13 protein-coding genes are annotated in these 16,687 nt (G+C 61.6%); 6 read left to right on the plus strand and 7 right to left on the minus strand.

The features are described 5' to 3' along the window. Nucleotides 1–58: 58 nt before the first annotated feature. From GR198_RS24440 to ppx, 4 genes are all read left to right on the plus strand, one after another. A complete protein-coding gene (locus GR198_RS24440) occupies nucleotides 59–1,183 on the plus strand; it encodes an AI-2E family transporter (RefSeq protein ID WP_029872929.1) in 1,125 nt (374 codons plus the stop codon). After that, entirely contained in the window at nucleotides 1,176–1,889 is a 714-nt protein-coding gene (gene hdaA, locus GR198_RS24445; RefSeq protein ID WP_029872928.1) for a DnaA regulatory inactivator HdaA, read from the plus strand. Before GR198_RS24440 ends, hdaA begins: the two co-directional genes overlap by 8 nt. A 65-nt stretch (nucleotides 1,890–1,954) precedes the next feature. Next, entirely contained in the window at nucleotides 1,955–4,159 is a 2,205-nt protein-coding gene (locus tag GR198_RS24450) for an RNA degradosome polyphosphate kinase (RefSeq protein WP_029872927.1), read from the plus strand. Nucleotides 4,160–4,171: 12 nt separating this feature from the next. Continuing rightward, the gene (gene ppx / locus GR198_RS24455; protein WP_029872926.1) at nucleotides 4,172–5,689 is read left to right on the plus strand and encodes an exopolyphosphatase; all 1,518 of its coding nucleotides are present in this window, start codon (nucleotides 4,172–4,174) and stop codon (nucleotides 5,687–5,689) included. A 275-nt stretch (nucleotides 5,690–5,964) separates the two neighbouring features. Here ppx and GR198_RS24460 read toward each other — a convergent pair whose 3' ends face one another. The 5 genes from GR198_RS24460 to GR198_RS36155 all read right to left on the minus strand — a co-directional run bounded on the left by GR198_RS24460 (nucleotide 5,965) and on the right by GR198_RS36155 (nucleotide 11,535). Beyond that, a complete protein-coding gene (locus GR198_RS24460; protein WP_029872925.1) occupies nucleotides 5,965–7,323 on the minus strand; it encodes an esterase-like activity of phytase family protein in 1,359 nt (452 codons plus the stop codon). A gap of 105 nt (nucleotides 7,324–7,428) precedes the next feature. Then, nucleotides 7,429–8,490, minus strand: coding sequence for an adenylate/guanylate cyclase domain-containing protein (locus GR198_RS24465; protein ID WP_029872924.1), 1,062 nt, complete (start codon nucleotides 8,488–8,490; stop codon nucleotides 7,429–7,431). Nucleotides 8,491–8,666: 176 nt separating this feature from the next. After that, entirely contained in the window at nucleotides 8,667–9,812 is a 1,146-nt protein-coding gene (rnd, locus tag GR198_RS24470; protein WP_029872923.1) for a ribonuclease D, read from the minus strand. 164 nt (nucleotides 9,813–9,976) lie between these two features. Further along, nucleotides 9,977–11,368 (minus strand): multicopper oxidase family protein, encoded by a 1,392-nt coding sequence (locus GR198_RS24475; protein WP_029872922.1) that lies wholly within the window; start codon nucleotides 11,366–11,368, stop codon nucleotides 9,977–9,979. Between the two features lie 32 nt (nucleotides 11,369–11,400). Then, nucleotides 11,401–11,535, minus strand: a complete 135-nt coding sequence (locus GR198_RS36155) for a hypothetical protein (RefSeq protein ID WP_261315226.1) — start codon at nucleotides 11,533–11,535, stop codon at nucleotides 11,401–11,403. An 87-nt stretch (nucleotides 11,536–11,622) separates the two neighbouring features. Between GR198_RS36155 and aspS the strand changes: the two genes are divergently transcribed. Next, on the plus strand, nucleotides 11,623–13,413 hold the full coding sequence (aspS, locus tag GR198_RS24480; RefSeq protein WP_164069719.1) for an aspartate--tRNA ligase: 1,791 nt from the start codon (nucleotides 11,623–11,625) through the stop codon (nucleotides 13,411–13,413). 63 nt (nucleotides 13,414–13,476) lie between these two features. Here the strand turns inward: aspS and GR198_RS24485 are convergent, their stop codons facing one another. Next, nucleotides 13,477–14,643 carry a serine hydrolase domain-containing protein gene (locus tag GR198_RS24485; RefSeq protein WP_164069720.1) on the minus strand — a complete coding sequence of 389 codons (1,167 nt, stop codon included), beginning with the start codon at nucleotides 14,641–14,643 and terminating at the stop codon, nucleotides 13,477–13,479. 66 nt (nucleotides 14,644–14,709) lie between these two features. Between GR198_RS24485 and GR198_RS24490 the strand changes: the two genes are divergently transcribed. Beyond that, nucleotides 14,710–15,351 carry a TetR/AcrR family transcriptional regulator gene (locus GR198_RS24490; RefSeq protein ID WP_029872919.1) on the plus strand — a complete coding sequence of 214 codons (642 nt, stop codon included), beginning with the start codon at nucleotides 14,710–14,712 and terminating at the stop codon, nucleotides 15,349–15,351. 58 nt (nucleotides 15,352–15,409) lie between these two features. On the opposite strand, the gene GR198_RS24495 is transcribed toward GR198_RS24490, so the two are convergent. Then, on the minus strand, nucleotides 15,410–16,597 hold the full coding sequence (locus tag GR198_RS24495; protein WP_029872918.1) for a hypothetical protein: 1,188 nt from the start codon (nucleotides 16,595–16,597) through the stop codon (nucleotides 15,410–15,412). Between the last annotated feature and the right edge of the window lie 90 nt (nucleotides 16,598–16,687).

A 16,687-nucleotide genomic window follows, 5' to 3' on the forward strand; every position in this document is an offset into this window, starting at 1 on the left:
TGGCCGCTTCGGATCGCATGCGGCGTTCGGCGGCGGCGAGCGATCAGCGGGGAAGGCAATGCCACAGCAAGTCAGTGGGAACATTCTCAAGCGTCAGATCTTCTTCTGGCTGGCGGCGCTCGTCTTTTTTATCGCCTTCCTTTATGTCTTCAGCTCGATCCTGTTGCCCTTCATCGCCGGCATGGCGATCGCCTATTTCCTCGATCCGGTGGCCGACCGGCTGGAGCGCCTGGGTCTGAGCCGCATGATGGCGACCATCGGCATTCTCGTTGCCTTCGTCATCGTCTTCGCGCTGGCGCTGATGATCCTCATTCCGGTGCTGATCAGCCAGTTCAACGATTTCGCTCAACGTCTGCCGGGTTATATCAGCCAATTACAGCAGTTCATCGCGCAGGCGCAGAATTCGCTGCTGCCGGACTGGGTCGAGAACCAGATGGGCACGATCAAGGACAATCTCTCGGGCATCCTGTCGGAGGGGATGGGGTTCCTAACCGGGCTCTTTGCGCAGATCTGGAATTCCGGAAAGGCGATCGTCGACGTCATATCGCTTCTCGTCGTCACCCCCGTCGTCGCCTTCTACATCCTGCTCGATTGGGACCGCATGGTCGCCAAGGTCGATCAGTGGATCCCGCGCGATTATGTCAGCGATGTTCGCCAGATCGCCAAGGAGATCGACCAGGCGATTGCCGGCTTCATCCGTGGCCAGGGCTCGCTCTGCCTTATCCTCGGCATCTATTATGCCGCCGGCCTCTCTCTCGTCGGGCTGAATTTCGGCCTGCTGATCGGCCTCTTCGCCGGCATGATCAGCTTCATTCCCTATGTCGGCTCGATGGTTGGCCTCGTGCTGGCCGTCGGCGTGGCGCTTGTGCAGTTCTGGCCCGATTATCCCTGGATCGGCCTGGTGCTCGTCGTCTTCTTCAGCGGTCAGTTCCTGGAAGGCAACATTCTGCAGCCGAAGCTCGTCGGCTCCAGCGTCGGCCTGCATCCGGTCTGGCTGATGTTTGCGCTCTTTGCCTTCGGCGCGCTCTTCGGTTTCGTCGGGCTTCTGGTTGCCGTGCCGGCGGCGGCGGCCGTCGGCGTCCTTGTCCGTTTCGCGCTTTCACGCTACCTTCAGAGCGATCTTTATTTTGGCGGGTCGCCCAGTGGCCGCGCCCGGAAGACGAAATCAGTTCCCAATGAATGACGTGAAAAACGCCGATCCGAAGCGCAAGGCCGGAGAGCAGCTGCCGCTGGTCTTTTCGCACGATGCCGCAAGCGGGCGCGACGACCTCCTGATCTCGGAGCGTCTCGCCGCCGCCGTTTCGATCGTCGATGCCTGGCCGGCATGGCCATCGCCGGTCGTCGTGCTCGCCGGCCCCGTCGGTTCGGGAAAATCGCATCTCGCCCGCATCTGGCGGGAATTGAGCGGCGCCGTCGATATCCATCCCGAGCTTGGCTCGGACGCTGCGGTTGCCGCCGCTGCCGGCCCGGTGCTGTTCGAGGACGCCGACCGCCTCGGCTTCGACGACAATGCGCTCTTCCACGTCATCAACAGCGTCCGCGAAAACGGCACCAGCCTGTTGATCACCAGCCGTCTCTGGCCGATGTCGTGGCCGGTTTTGCTGCCCGATCTGCGCTCGCGCCTGAAAGCGGCAACCGTCGTCGAGATCGGCGAACCCGATGAGGCGCTGTTGTCGCAGGTGATCGTCAAGCTCTTCGCCGACCGGCAGCTTTATATAGATGACAAACTCGTGCTCTATATCGTTGTCAGGATGGAGCGGTCGCTGAACGCGGCCCAGACAATCGTCGAAAGGCTTGACCGGCTGGCCCTGTCGCGGGGCACGAAAATCACCCGGTCTCTTGCTGCCGAAGTATTGAATGAATTGGGAAATTCGGAACCGGCCGATTGACTGTCACAGTTCCGTCGTCAAACTGATATAATTGCCTTTGCGGTTGATAACGGGGTAAGCGGACCATGGATAGTGCAGTCGCAGAACAGCAGGAACTTACTCCTGAGATCAACGATAACGTCCCCCCGCTGGAAGAGCTGCTCAAGAGCCCCGAACGCTTCATCAACCGGGAATTCTCCTGGCTGCAGTTCAACCGCCGTGTTCTGGAAGAGACGCTGAATACCGAGCATCCGCTGCTCGAGCGCGTCCGCTTCCTGTCGATCTCCGCCGCCAACCTCGATGAATTCTTCATGGTGCGTGTCGCCGGCCTCGAGGGTCAGGTGCGTCAGAACATCGTCATCCGCAGCCCCGACGGCAAGACGCCGGCCGAGCAGCTCGACTCGATCCTGCAGGAGATCGACCATCTGCAGATGGAGCAGCAGGCCTCGCTCGCCGTGCTGCAGCAATATCTCGCCAAGGAAGACATCTTGATCGTGCGTCCCGGCGCCTTGAGCGATGCCGACCGCCAATGGCTGGCCGCCGAATTCGAACAAGCGATCTTCCCGGTGCTGACGCCGCTATCGATCGATCCCGCCCATCCGTTCCCGTTCATTCCGAATCTCGGCTTCTCGATCGGTCTGCAACTGGTCAGCAAGAATGGCCGCGAGCCGATGACGGCGCTGCTGCGCCTGCCGGTGGCGCTCGACCGCTTCGTTCGTCTGCCGGATGATGGAAGCACCATCCGCTACATCACGCTGGAAGATGTCGCCAACATCTTCATCCATCGGCTCTACCCGGGTTACGAGGTGCAGGGCTCCGGTACGTTCCGCGTCATCCGCGACAGCGATATCGAAGTCGAGGAAGAGGCCGAGGATCTCGTCCGCTTCTTCGAAACGGCGCTGAAGCGCCGCCGCCGCGGTAAGGTCATCCGCATCGAGACCGACTCGGAAATGCCGGCCTCGCTGCGTCAGTTCGTCGTTCAGGCGCTCAATATCCCTGATAATCGCGTCGCCGTTTTGCCGGGCCTTCTGGCATTGAACACCCTGTCCGAGATCACCAAGGCGCCGCGCGAGGATCTCAGGTATGCGCCCTATAATGCGCGATTTCCCGAGCGCGTCCGCGAGCATGCCGGCGACTGCTTCGCCGCCATTCGCGAAAAGGACATGGTCGTCCACCACCCCTACGAATCTTTCGACGTGGTGGTCCAGTTTCTTCTCCAGGCTGCGCGCGATCCTGACGTCCTGGCGATAAAGCAGACGCTCTACCGCACCTCCAACGACAGCCCGATCGTCCGCGCGTTGATCGACGCCGCCGAAGCCGGCAAGTCGGTGACGGCGCTGGTCGAGCTCAAGGCCCGCTTCGACGAAGAGGCGAACATCCGCTGGGCGCGCGATCTCGAGCGCGCTGGCGTGCAGGTCGTCTTCGGCTTCATCGAGCTCAAGACCCACGCCAAGATGTCGATGGTCGTCCGGCGCGAGGAAGGCAAGCTGCGAACCTATTGCCACCTCGGAACGGGCAACTACCACCCGATCACCGCGAAGATCTATACCGATCTCTCCTACTTCACCTGCAATCCCGTCATCGCCCACGACATGGCGAACATCTTTAACTTCATCACCGGCTACGGCGAGCCGGAAGAGGGCATGCAGCTTGCCATCTCGCCCTATACGATGCGCTCGCGCATCCTGCGTCACATCGAGGAAGAGGTCCAGCACGCCAGGGACGGCGCGCCGGCGGCGATCTGGATGAAGATGAATTCGCTTGTCGACCCCGACATCATCGACGCGCTCTATCGCGCCAGCCATGCCGGCGTCGAGATCGATCTCGTCGTGCGCGGCATCTGCTGCCTGCGTCCGCAGGTGGCCGGCCTTTCGGAAAAGATCCGCGTCAAGTCGATCGTCGGCCGCTTCCTCGAACACAGCCGCATCTTCTGCTTCGGCAACGGCCACGGCCTGCCGTCCGACAAGGCGCTGGTTTACATCGGCTCGGCTGACATGATGCCGAGAAACCTCGATCGCCGCGTCGAAACCATGGTTCCGCTGACGAATCCCACCGTTCACGAGCAGGTCTTGTCACAGATTATGCTCGGCAACGTGATTGACAATCAACAAAGCTACGAGATATTGCCCGACGGTACGTCGCGTCGCATGGAAGTGCGCAGGGGCGAAGAACCGTTCAATGCGCAGCAGTATTTCATGACCAATCCGAGCCTATCAGGCCGTGGTGAAGCTCTGAAGTCCAGTGCGCCGAAGCTGATCGCCGGCCTGCTCGAAGGCCGCAACAACAAGTAATACTGGACCTAAATGGTTGAATCTGAAGCCCAGGGGCGCCTTCCGGGGATCGCCCCGGTCTCCGTCGTCGATATTGGATCGAATTCCATTCGTCTTGTCGTCTACGAAGGCATGTCCCGTTCGCCGACCGTCCTCTTCAACGAAAAGGTCCTCTGCGGCCTCGGCAAGGGCGTAGCCCTTACCGGCAAGATGGATGAAGACAGCGTGGCTCGGGCTTTGGCGGCGCTGCACCGTTTCAAGGCTCTGTCCGACCAGGCGCGCGCTGCCACCATGTATGTGCTGGCGACGGCGGCCGCGCGCGAGGCGAGCAACGGTCCTGATTTCATCCATCAGGCAGAAACCATCCTTAACCGCAAGGTTCGCGTGCTCTCGGGCGAGGAAGAGGCAAAATTCGCCTCGCTCGGCATCATCAGCGGTTTCTATAATCCTGACGGCATTGCCGGCGACCTCGGTGGCGGTTCGCTGGAGCTGATCGATATCAAGGGCAAGGAGTTCGGCAAGGGCATCACGCTGCCGCTCGGCGGCCTGCGCCTGTCGGAATATGCCGGCGGTTCGCTCTCCAAGGCTCAGACTTTTGCCCGAAAGCAGCTGAAGACGGCAAAGCTGCTGTCGAAAGGCGAGGGCCGCACCTTCTACGCCGTCGGCGGCACCTGGCGAAACATTGCCAAGCTGCACATGGAAATCACCCATTATCCGCTGCACATGATGCAGGGCTATGAGGTGTCTTTCGAAGCGATGATGCTGTTCCTCGAACAGGTGACCGCGCGCGATTCCAGGGAGCCGGCGCTGCAGGCCGTTTCCAAGCACCGCCGTTCACTGCTGCCCTTCGGCGCTATCGCCATGAAGGAAGTGTTGAGCGCGATGAAGCCGTCGGTGATTTCCTTCTCGGCGCAGGGTGTGCGCGAGGGATATCTCTATTCGCTGCTGTCGGAGTCCGAGCGCCGCCTGGATCCGCTGCTTGCCGCCGCCGGCGAACTGGCGATCCTGCGTGCCCGTTCGCCGGAGCATGCCCGCGAGCTGGCGGAATGGACCGGCCGCATGATGCCCCTCTTCGGCATCCAGGAAACCCAAGAGGAAAGCCGCTACCGTCAGGCGGCCTGTCTGCTGGCCGATATCAGCTGGCGCGCCCATCCGGACTATCGCGGCCTGCAGGCGCTGAACGTCATCGCCCACTCTTCCTTCGTCGGCATCAGTCATCCCGGCCGCGCCTTTATCGCGCTTTCCAACTATTACCGTTTCGAAGGCCTGCATGACGACGGCGCCACCGGTCAACTGGCGCAGATCGCCACGCCGCAGCTCATCGAGCGCGCCAAGCTGCTCGGCGGCATGCTGCGCGTCGTCTACCTCTTCTCGGCCTCGATGCCCGGCATCGTCAAGAACCTGACCTTCCGCAAATCCTCGAGCCCGGACCTCGACCTCGAATTCGTCGTGCCTCCCGAATACCGCGATTTCGCCGGCGAACGCCTGGACGGCCGCTTGCAACAGCTGTCGAGGCTCACGAACAAGCGGTTGGCGTTTCGGTTCGAATAGGTTTGATTTGCGGCCGTTGTGCCGTACCAGCCCCCCTCTGCCCTGCCGGGCATCTCCCCCACAGGTGGGGAGATCACAAGTGGCTTGAACGTCCTGCCCATCTATCGTTTCGCCGTGCTGGACGCTGATTGTTTGGGGAAGCCGTTACGCCCAGCCAATCTCCCCACCTGTGGGGGAGATGCCCGGCAGGGCAGAGGGGGGGCACACACGGCACAGCGTCAACGAAAAAAGGCGGCACCTGCGCACCGCCCTCTCTATCTCACATCACGCTCGAATTACTTCGCGTTCAAAAACTCGCCAACCTCAAGCAGGCTGAACTCGTTATTGTCAGCCTTGTCGACGGCGCGGCCGGCCGAGAAGGGCAGGTTGTTGTCGTTGCCGATGATGATGTGCGTGGCGTCGACGCGGTCGACGTTTTCGATCGTCACGAACGGCATGTCGTAGACGCCGTCCTTGCTGCCGGCCTTCTTCTTGTTGTCGGGGTCCTGGATGTTCAGCAGGTCGATATAACCGATCTTACGGACGGCCTTGCCGACATTGGCGTCGTTGAACTCGATCTTGTAGACGCGCTTCAACACGGCCGGAGCTTCGAAGCAATCCGGCTTCGGCTGCTTCGGATCGGCGCAGGCCTTGTCGGTCGTGCCGGCGCCGTTGTCGCGCTCGATGACGAGAGCGGTCGTTTCGTCGAGCATGTTGAAGTCGCCGATCGAGACACCCTTGTCTTCGAACGGATAGAGCCAGCTGCGGCCGGTCCACTTCTTGGAGGCGACATCGAACTCGATGACGCGGATGGCGGTGTGGCCATCGAGGGTTTCCACCGTGCCGTCATCCTTGTAGATGGCGCCTTCGAGCAGGCCGTAGAGCTTGGCGCCGTCCTTCGACATGGCAAGGCCTTCGAAGCCGCCGGAGCGCTTCAGATTGAAGACCGGCATCTTGGCGGCCGGGTTGGCCGGAACCGAGAGAAGCGGATTGTCGGGCGAAAGCACCGGTTTGCCGTCGAGCGTCGTCGGGATGACGTCGGTGAGGCGGCCTGACGTGTCGAACTTCAGGATGTAGGGACCGAATTCGTCGCCGATCCAGAAGCCGTCGGCAACCGGCTGGATCGATTCGATGTCGAAGTCGGCGCCGGTAAGATAACGCGTATCGGTGCCTTCGAGAACGATCGGGAACGGAGCGATCTTGTTCGGATCGGAGAGGAAGAGGTTCTTGACGACTTCGGCCTTGTTGCCGGCCCAGTCGAACTTCATCTGGTGCAGGAAGAGCATGGAGTCCGACGAATTGGACTTCGAGCCGAAGCCGTTGTCGGAGAGCGTCCAGAAGGTGCCGTCGGCCATCGTCTTGACCCCCGAGAAACCCTGGATCGGCTGGCCGTCGAAGGGAAGCTTCAGATCGGTGATGCGGGCTCCGTCCTTGCCGGGAACGGTGCCGAGCGCTTCGGTGCGCTTACGGTCCGGCGTCGTAAACTTGCCGGAATGCTTGAGGAATTCGGGGGCATCGGCCGGTGCCGGAACCATGGTGTTGGCAGGCAGGATCGCCTGGCCGGCGAGCTTGGCCGGGAACTGCTGCTGGTCGGCCGAAGCGGAGCCCGCGACCAGGATGAAAAGCGATACGGAAGCAAAAAGGACGTTCTTCATAATATCCCCGTGGAGCGGATTGCAAAGGCCTTCCGCTTAGCAGGGCTTCCGTGTCAGCGAATTGACGGTTGGGTGAAGCTTTGGTGACGTAAGGTCAGACGGTGCTCAGCCGTGCAGAATGACCGCCGGCGTGTTCAGCACGGTGACCGCGCGCGAGGAAAGCGCCATCACGCCGAGCGCCTGGCCGCGCCCCTTCACGGCATGGGTGCCGAGATCCTCGCAGGATATGTCATCGGGAAATTTCATGCGCCGGGCAAGCTCGCTGGAGATCAGAATCGATCGGTTCAGACTGCGGCAGAGCGTCTCCAGCCGGGCGGTGGTGTTCACCGTATCGCCGAAATAGCTGATCTTGTGATGGTCGACGCCGATTTCGGCGGTGATGATCTCGCCGCCGTGAAGGGCGGCGCGGAGCTTCGGCACCTGCCCGTAATTTTTCCGCCAGCCGGCGGCATTGGCTTCGATATCGGCAAGGATATCGAAGATGCAGCGCACGCAGCGCGCATTCTTGACGCCGCGGGCAAGCGGCCAGGTGATGATCGCTGCATCGCCGACATAGTCATTGATCATGCCCTTGTGGCGCCTGACGGGCTCGGCGAAGGTCGCAAACAGCGAGCTCAGCAGCTGTTGCGCCCTGAGGTCGCCGTGCTTTTCGGCAAAAGCCGTCGAATCGACGAGGTCGATGAACAGGAAGACGCGCTCTTCCCGGACCGGATTGCGGTAGCGGCTGATGAGCATGCTGAGGAAAACTTCACGACCAAGCAGTTCTCGCACGCGCAAGACGAAGATCAGCATCGTGCAGACTGCCAACGCATAGACGAAGACTTCGAACGGCATGATGACGAGGTCGAGGAGCGACACCGGCTTCACCATGCCGAGCGACCAGAGCAGCAGGCCGGCGCAGGCAAAGCCGATGCTCATCAGGATTTCGTAGATCAGCAGCTCGGTGATGATGAAGGCGAAGGTCGGCAGCTTCTGGATGCGTCTATAAAGCGTCCGAAACAGCACCTTGCGCTCGAAGGCGAGGATCGGCATGCCGATGAAGAGCGCGAAGATCGCCCCGATGATCGGCGTCTGATTGGAGTAGAACATCAGATCATAGACGACGCCGCTGGCCGCAAGGACGATCGTGATCAGGATCCAATTCTGTGTCGGAGTTATTTCCCGCATGCCGCCTCTGCGCCGTGATGTTTCTTCCCTCCATTGTTTCAGGCCGGAAAAAACCGTCAAGCGAATTCGAAATTACAGCGCTGCGCGGCTTTTTCAGACGCGCGGCGCTGCAGCACTTTGAATGACTGCATAATTATCCTTAAATCGATGCCGATTTAAGGCGTGATGCAGTCGCCTCAGAGGCTGACGGTTTCGACCTTCCGGTCGACGAAGCGCAGAGCGATCGCGCCCTGGATCAGTTGCAGTGCCGGCTCGCCGAAAAGATCGCGCCGCCAGCCGTGCAGGGCAGCGACTTCGGCCTTCTCGCCCTCGGCGGCGATCTTGTCGAGATCTTCGCTATTGGCGATCACCTTCGGCGCCACGCCGTGTTTTTCCGAAATCAGCTTCAGCAGCACCTTCAGCAATTCGACGGCAGCAGCGGCCCCTTCGGGCGCCTGCGCCTGGCGTGGTACATGCGGCATATCGGCCTTCGGTAGAGCAAGCGCCGTGTTGACGGCCTCGATGACCGCGGCGCCGGAAGTTGAGCGCTCCCAACCCTTCGGAACGGTGCGCAGACGGCCGAGCGCCTCGGTGTCCTTGGGCTGCTGCTGGGCGATCTCGTAGATCGCATCATCCTTCAGCACCCGCGAACGCGGCACGTTGCGGGCGCGCGCCTCGCGTTCGCGCCAGGCGGCGACATATTTCAGGATCGCCAGCTCCTGCGGTTTGCGCAGGCGCATCTTCAGCCGCTGCCAGGCATCGTCGGGATGCATGTCGTAGGTTTCGCGCGACTCGAGAATGTCCATTTCCTCGGAGAGCCAGGAGGTGCGGCCTTCGCGATCAAGTTCCGCCTTCAGCGACAGGTAGACGTCGCGCAGGTGGGTGACGTCGGCCAGCGCATAATCCAGCTGTTTGTCCGAGAGCGGCCGGCGGCTCCAGTCGGTGAAGCGCGACGACTTATCGATATGGACGTTCTTGATGCGGCTGACCAACTGGTCATAGGAGACGCTGTCGCCAAAGCCGCAGACCATGGCGGCGACCTGCGTGTCGAAGATCGGATGCGGAATGAGATTGCCGCGATTGAAGATGATTTCGATGTCCTGGCGCGCCGCATGAAAGACCTTCAGCACCTTCGTATCGGCCATCAGCTCGAAGAAGGGGGCGAGATCGATGCCCTTGGCCAGCGGATCGACGAGAACTTCCGTCGTCGGGCTTGCCATCTGGATCAGGCAGAGCTCCGGCCAGAAGGTCGTTTCACGCAGGAATTCGGTGTCGATGGTGATGAAGTCGGACTTGGCCAGCTCTTTGCAGGCGGCCGCCAAATCGGCGGTGGTTTCGATCATATCATTTCATTCGCAAGGAAAAGGTCGGTTAAACCTTCCTTCTCCTTTCGGTTCGATATGTCAATACAACAGCATACGCTTCGAGCATTGTTGGCTAAGAATCACGTCCAAACTGAGGCACGGCGCGATGCACGGCGGCAATCGCGGCGAAAGTGCTGGCGGCCTCAGCTGACCCTGAGATAGCTCGTCATGCCCGTCTTCTGGTGCTCGATGATGTGGCAATGCAGCAGCCAGTCACCGGGATTATCGGCGACGAAGGCAAGCTGCACCTTCTCGTCCGGCTGGATGAGATAGGTATCGGAGACCAGCGGCATCACCGCCCGCGTCGAGGAGGAGATCACCGTGAAGCTCATCCCATGCAGATGGATCGGATGCGCATGCGGCGTGGTATTCTCCAGATTGAAGACATAGCTCTTGCCGAGCTTCAATTCCGCAAGCGGCGCCGTCGGATCGGGCGTGTCGCCTGGCCACGGTACCTTGTTGATGGCCCAGAAACTGTAGCCGAGCGTGCCGCAGATGCTTTCGACGGCGGCATTCTCGGCCGTGGCGCTCAGCACCAGCGGGATCTGCTCGGCAGCGGTTAGATCGGCCTTCGGGACGGGATTGTCGACAAGCGGCCGAAGATCGCCGATGGCGCGCTTCAACGATGATCCGACCGCGCGCAGGCTGGCGATCGTCTTCGGCGCCGTGCCGCGGATATCCTCGAGCGTCGCGACCGCGCCTTCACCATCAGGCATGCGCACGGCAAGATCGAGCCGTTGACCCGGTCCGATCTGCAGGAGGTCGAGGGAAAAACGCTTCGGCACCGGATTGCCGTCGATCGCGATGACGATGGCCTCGGCGCCTTCCATCTTCAGCGAGAAAATCCGCGTCACGTCGGTGACGGCAATGCGCAGCCGCACCAGCCCGCCGGCCGGCGCGTCATATCGCGGCTCTTGGTCCCAGTTGGCGGTGCGCACCGTGCCGTAGGTGCCGGTCTTGGCAGCGTCGCGCGGCCGGAAGGGGGCAATAAATTGTCCGTTGCCGCCGAGCCGCCAGTCGCGCAGGTTCAGCACCACCTCGGCATCGAATTCCGGATCGGCCGGATCTTCGACGACGATGACGCCGGTCATCCCGTGCCCCATCTGCGTCAGCGTGTTGCAATGCGGATGATACCAGAAGGTGCCGGCATCGGGCGGTGTGAAGGCATAGTCGAAGCTGTCGCCGGTATAGACGTAGGGCTGCGTCATGAACGGCACGCCGTCCATGCGGTTTTCGATGCGAAGCCCGTGCCAGTGGATCGTCGTCGGCTCGTCGAGCCCGTTTTTCAGCCGCGCCGCATAGGGTCGCCCCTTCCTCATCCTGAGAATCGGCGGCATGCCGTCATGGCCCCAGCTCATGATATCCCTGGTCGGTCCCGCCTCGGTCAGCATGGCTTCGGTCTTCACCGCCGTCAGCAGCTGCGGCTCGGGAGCCGCCTCGGCGAATCCGAATTTACCGGCAATGCCGATGCCGACGCCATAGGCGCCCGCCACAGCGGATGCCTTGAGAAGGTTGCGTCGGCTAAGGAGAGGCATGCGGATGCTCCACGGTGAGAATGCCGATCCTTTTAAAGTTGACCGGCATCTTCATCAATACAGGAAGCGTAGCCAAACTGCCGCAGCATGCCGGTCGCAGCCTCGCCATAAACGCGTGTCAAACGCTCGGCCGCGCGCGCCAAGCCTTGACAAATCGGAGCGTCCATGCGCTTTTCCGCCCGATTTTCTTGTCGGCGCTTGAGGGTCTTGGAACCCTTGCTGCCGTCTTAAGCCACATGCCAGGATTTGAGATCATGCATCGCTATCGCAGCCACACATGCGCCGCCCTCCGCAAGTCGGATGTCGGCTCGACCGTCCGTATCTCCGGCTGGGTTCACCGCGTTCGCGACCATGGCGGCGTTCTCTTCATCGATCTTCGCGACCATTACGGCATCACCCAGGTCGTTGCAGATCCCGACAGCCCGGCCTTCAAGATGGCGGAAACCGTGCGCGGCGAGTGGGTCATCCGTATCGACGGCCTCGTCAAGGCCCGCACCGAAGACACCGTCAACAAGACCATGGCAACCGGCGAGATCGAGCTCTACGCACAGGAGCTCGAAGTCCTCTCCGCCGCCAAGGAATTGCCGCTGCCGGTCTTCGGCGAGCCGGACTATCCCGAAGACGTCCGCCTGAAGTATCGTTTCCTCGATCTTCGCCGCGAAACGCTGCACCGGAATATTGTCAAGCGCACCCAGGTCATCTCGGCCATGCGCCGCGAAATGGGCAATGTCGGCTTTACGGAGTACACGACGCCGATCCTGACGGCCTCCTCGCCGGAAGGCGCGCGCGACTTCCTCGTGCCGTCGCGCATCCATCCCGGCACTTTCTATGCGCTGCCGCAGGCGCCGCAGCAGTACAAGCAGTTGCTGATGGTGGCGGGTTTCGACCGCTATTTCCAGATCGCGCCGTGCTTCCGCGATGAAGACCCGCGCGCCGATCGCCTGCCGGGCGAATTCTACCAGCTCGACCTCGAAATGAGCTTCGTCACCCAGGAAGACGTCTGGAACACGATGGGCCCGCTGATGACCTCGATCTTCGAGGAATTCGCCGAAGGCAAGCCGGTCACCAAGGAATGGCCGCGCATCCCCTATGACGAAGCGATCCGCAAATATGGCTCCGACAAGCCCGATCTGCGCAACCCGATCGTCATGCAGGCCGTGACCGAGCATTTTGCCGGCTCGGGCTTCAAAGTTTTCGCCGGCATGATCGCCTCCAACCCGAAGGTCGAGATCTGGGCTATTCCGGCCAAGACCGGCGGTTCAAGAGCGTTCTGCGATCGCATGAATGCCTGGGCGCAGTCGACCGGTCAGCCTGGCCTCGGCTACATCTTCTGGCGCAAGGAAGGTGACAAGCTCGAGGGCGCAGGCCCGCTTGCAAAGAACATCGGCGAGGAGCGCACCGACGCGATCCGTACCCAGCTCGGCCTCGATGACGGTGACGCCTGCTTCTTCGTTGCCGGCGATCCGGCGAAGTTCTACAAGTTTGCCGGTGAAGCCCGCACCAAGGCCGGCGAAGAGCTGAACCTTGTCGATCGCGACCGTTTCGAACTCTGCTGGATCGTCGACTTCCCGTTCTTCGAATGGAGCGAGGAAGAAAAGAAGGTCGATTTCGCCCACAACCCGTTCTCCATGCCGCAGGGCGGCCTCGATGCGCTTCAGAACCAGGATCCGCTGACCATCAAGGCGTTCCAGTACGACGCTGTCTGCAACGGTTTCGAAATCGCCTCGGGCTCGATCCGTAACCAGTCGCCGGAAACCATGGTCGCCGCCTTCGAGAAGGTCGGCCTCAGCCAGCAGGATGTCGAAGACCGTTTCGGCGGCCTCTACCGCGCCTTCCAGTACGGCGCGCCTCCGCATGGTGGCGCCGCCTTCGGTATCGACCGTATCGTCATGCTGCTCGTCGGCGCGAAGAACCTGCGCGAAATCTCGCTGTTCCCGATGAACCAGCAGGCCCAGGACCTGCTGATGGGCGCGCCGAGCCCGGCAGCGCCGACACAGCTGCGCGAACTCTCGATCCGGCCGATCCCGCCGGTCAAGAAAGACTGAGATCGTCTGATCCCGAATGCAAAAGCCCGGCAAATCGCCGGGCTTTTCTGTTGGTTCGGTCGCTCACAATGCCGCGTAGATTGCTTCGCGAAGATCGACTGTGAACTTGCCCCACATGCCCTCCAGCGTCGTGTTGGTCAGCGCAACGACGGTCAACCCGTTGACCGGGTCGATGAACCAGCTATGGCCGTAGACGCCGCCCCACTTCAGCGTGCCCTTGGGGAAGGGGACGCCTGCCTCGGCCGGATTGGTGATAACAGACCAGCCGAAGCCAAAGCCGGAGCCGGGTTCGTGCTGCTGGCGGCGCCCGCCGGCCTGGTCCGTCATCATCATCTGTACGGTTTCGGTCGAGAGTAGCGGTGCCCCACCCCTACGGATGATATCGAGTATGGCCAGGATTTCACCCGCCGTTCCCGCCATGCCGGCGCCGCCCGAATGATAGGAGGCGGGGTCGAAGATGCGGTTCGGCGCGAAGCGGATGGGACCCATCTCCGACATCACCAGCGCATTCTCGCCCATCAGCGCTGGTTCCGGTGAAGCGTTCATATAGGCCGCTGCCAGCCGGCTGCGATCGCGAACCGAAAACGCCGTGTCGGCAAGGCCAAGCGGTTTCTTCACCAGATCAGCGACGGCCTCGCCCAGCGGCACGCCGGTTTCCGCCTCGATGATGCCGCCCAGAACATCCATGGCGACGGAATATTGCCAGTCGCTGCCTGGCGCGAAGCGCAGCGGTGCGCTGGCGATCCGCCGCAGGTTCTCGGCCAGCGGCAGTCCGGGTTCAGCGAGGCCGTCGGAAACGCCGGCGCGGGCATAGGCATCGTCCTCTTCGAAGAAACTGTAGCTGAGGCCGGACGTATGGGTCAGCAGGTGGCGGATGCGAATGGTTGCTTCGCCGCCGTCAGGCAGCCTCGGCCGGAAGTCCGGCAGCCATCTCGTCACCGGGTCGTCGAGCCCGATTCTTCCCTGCTCGACGAGCCGCATCGCGGTGATGGTGACGATCGGCTTGGTGATGGAGGCAAGCCGGAAGATAGTGTTCTCGTGCATTGCCAGACCGTTCTCGCGGTCGGCAAGACCGGCGGCACGGCGATGGACGATCTCTCCGTTGCGGGCGACGAACACCACCGTTCCCACAAGCCGTTTGTCGTCGAGCGCGCTTGTGATGGCCGCATCGACCGCTGCTGTCAGCGATGAATTCCTGTCGGCGTCTGGCATTTCGAGGGGAAGACTCATCAGATTAAACCTTCTATAATCACAATGACCGTTCCTGAATATAGAAAGCCGCTTCGAATTTCTAGAGTGATCATTGTGAAAAATACTACCGACGTGAAAAATTCTACCGCTCGCCGCCGCGGCCGCCCACCGGCTTTCGACCGCGAGACCGTGCTGTCGGCGGCGCGCGAGACCTTCTGGGCGCATGGATATGAGGGCGCCTCGATCGCCGATCTCACCGCCGCCATGGGCATCACCCCGCAAAGCCTCTATGCCGCCTTCAACTCGAAGGCCGATCTTTACCGCGCCGCGCTGGAGCAATACCGAGGGCTGGGCGCCGATACGTTTTCCGCGCTCGGCGAGCCGATCGACACCGTCTCCGCCTTCGAGCGCATATTGCGGGGCTCGGCGGCGATTTTCTCGGCGCCGGAGCATCCGAAAGGCTGCATGATCTCGACGGCCGTGCTGAACTGCGCCAGCGAGAACGCCGTGATCGCCGACCATGTTGCAGCGATGCGCCGTCGGTCACTGGACGCTTTCACGGCGAGGATCGAGCGTGGCATCCGCGAGGGCGACATGAAGCCAGAGACAAACCCCCGCGCGCTGGCACGGTTCCTCGGTGCCATCATCCAGGGCATGTCGGTGCAGGCGAGGGACGGCGCATCGCTAGAGGAATTGCTTGATATCGCAGTCCTCGCCATCGCCGAGGTCGCCCGTCATCGCGCCTGAAAACGAAAGGGCCCGACAGTTCACGACTGCCGGGCCCTTGATCTCAAGATCGACGCAATCAGTCGTTGGCGGTAACCTTGACGCCAAGCACTTGCGGCAGCGTGTTCGGAGCGCCCATGGCAGCGCCGACGATCGTCGGGAACGGTACCGGCTTTTCAGGAGCGGCCTTGACGGTCAGGCTCTTCGGATCGTCGAGGAAGGTGTTGACGGCAGCCGAAACGGCGTTCTGCAGTTCCGGGATATTGAGCTGCGCCAGCATGATCGGCGTCATCGCCTTCAGCGAATCCGCCATCTGCTTGCCGGATATGTTCTGCTGTGCGCCGGCATAATCGAGCGCGCGCTTGGTGATCGAGGCATCTTCGAAGCGCACCTGTGCGGCCTCGAAGGACAGCTGCTGCATCAGGCCGAGCATGGCAAGACCGAGCGCCTGCTGCGATTCTTCCTTGTTCGGGTTGGCTTCGGATTGCTTCATCGCATCCTGCAGCGACTTCACGAAGGCCATCGTGTAGCCCGAGATCTTGAAGCCAAGGTTCAGCTTGCCGATGTTGGTGAAGTCGAAGGCGAACTCCGAAATATCGATCGTGCCGGGGGCCAGTTCCCAGGCGCCCTTCATGGTGATGTCGCCCTGGATGTGCTGCAGGGCCAGCTTCTCGATCGCGTCCTTGCTCTGCGGATCCTCAGCCTTGCTGAGATCGGCCTTCATGCTTTTGAAGGCGCCGTCGAAATCGAAGCCGGATTCGTCTTCGCGCAGCGTCAGGTTGACGTCGCTTTCGAGCACCGAGAACAATTCCGCCCCATCCTTGACCACCTTCAGTGGGCCGGTATGGGCAGTTTCGTAGAGCATCATGGTATCGAGCGTGTCGCCGCCCGGCGTTGCCGGGATCGAGATGCCGCCGAGCGTCAGCTCCTGCGCCGTGACCGTGACGCCGTCCTTCGTGGTGTTGATATCGGGGAAGGCGGCCTCTTCGATGTAATAGCCGCCATCCTCGTCTTCTTCGACGCCGGAAAGGGTGACTTCGCCAACGGCCAGGCTTTCGCCGCCGGCAGATTTGACGCTGACATTCTTCAGCGTCGCAGTCGTGCCGTCGATATCGACGCTGTCAGCCGAAATCGTTCCGCCTTGTGCGGCATAGGCGGCATTGAGCTTCTTCAGCAGATCGGCGCCGTCGAGAGCGAAAGCCGAGCCGGCGAGCGAGAGAAAGGCTGCGCTCGACAGCATCAGCCGCGTTGTCCGGTAAAAGTTCATGGGGTGATTCCTCTGGTGGCGTGGTGGCGGTTGGAAATCTGCAGTGACGCTACTACGGATTGGGCCTGCTTTATATTTGCCGACCGCTAA

This window comes from Rhizobium leguminosarum (assembly GCF_010668065.1).
Lineage (GTDB): Bacteria > Pseudomonadota > Alphaproteobacteria > Rhizobiales > Rhizobiaceae > Rhizobium > Rhizobium leguminosarum_S.

Coding starts and splice junctions, on each gene's coding strand:
- GR198_RS24440 (WP_029872929.1), top strand. CDS start 59: ATGCCACAGCAAGTCAGTGGGAACATTCTCAAGCGTCAGATCTTCTTC.
- hdaA (WP_029872928.1), top strand. CDS start 1,176: ATGAATGACGTGAAAAACGCCGATCCGAAGCGCAAGGCCGGAGAGCAG.
- GR198_RS24450 (WP_029872927.1), top strand. CDS start 1,955: ATGGATAGTGCAGTCGCAGAACAGCAGGAACTTACTCCTGAGATCAAC.
- ppx (WP_029872926.1), top strand. CDS start 4,172: ATGGTTGAATCTGAAGCCCAGGGGCGCCTTCCGGGGATCGCCCCGGTC.
- GR198_RS24460 (WP_029872925.1), bottom strand. CDS start 7,323: ATGAAGAACGTCCTTTTTGCTTCCGTATCGCTTTTCATCCTGGTCGCG.
- GR198_RS24465 (WP_029872924.1), bottom strand. CDS start 8,490: ATGCGGGAAATAACTCCGACACAGAATTGGATCCTGATCACGATCGTC.
- rnd (WP_029872923.1), bottom strand. CDS start 9,812: ATGATCGAAACCACCGCCGATTTGGCGGCCGCCTGCAAAGAGCTGGCC.
- GR198_RS24475 (WP_029872922.1), bottom strand. CDS start 11,368: ATGCCTCTCCTTAGCCGACGCAACCTTCTCAAGGCATCCGCTGTGGCG.
- GR198_RS36155 (WP_261315226.1), bottom strand. CDS start 11,535: ATGGACGCTCCGATTTGTCAAGGCTTGGCGCGCGCGGCCGAGCGTTTG.
- aspS (WP_164069719.1), top strand. CDS start 11,623: ATGCATCGCTATCGCAGCCACACATGCGCCGCCCTCCGCAAGTCGGAT.
- GR198_RS24485 (WP_164069720.1), bottom strand. CDS start 14,643: ATGAGTCTTCCCCTCGAAATGCCAGACGCCGACAGGAATTCATCGCTG.
- GR198_RS24495 (WP_029872918.1), bottom strand. CDS start 16,597: ATGAACTTTTACCGGACAACGCGGCTGATGCTGTCGAGCGCAGCCTTT.